Source organism: Paraburkholderia kururiensis JCM 10599 = LMG 19447 (assembly GCF_003986935.1).
GTDB classification, from domain to species: domain Bacteria; phylum Pseudomonadota; class Gammaproteobacteria; order Burkholderiales; family Burkholderiaceae; genus Paraburkholderia; species Paraburkholderia kururiensis.
Window position 1 is genome coordinate 1 of the sequence record NZ_RJZE01000148.1, and the last position, 245, is coordinate 245.

1 protein-coding gene is annotated in these 245 nt (G+C 59.2%); it reads left to right on the forward strand.

Annotated features, from left to right (window positions below; translation table 11 throughout):
- Nucleotides 1-245: tyrosine-type recombinase/integrase (locus PKKP23_RS33665; RefSeq protein ID WP_153188595.1), on the forward strand; the 245-nt coding region annotated here is incomplete at both ends.

A 245-nucleotide genomic window follows, 5' to 3' on the forward strand; every position in this document is an offset into this window, starting at 1 on the left:
TGTTCGCGCTGCTCGCGGCAACGGGACTGAGAATCTCCGAGGCTCTCGCGCTGACGATCGACGACTTTACTGATGACGGACTCGTCATCCGGGCGACCAAGTTCAGCAAGAACCGGCTGGTGCCGCTTCATGAGACCACCGCTCTCGCGTTAAGTGCCTATCTTGCGAGGCGCTCGCGGATCGGAGACTCCGATTCGACCTTCTTCATTTCTGCGGATGGGCATCGCCTCTGCTACGACACAGTT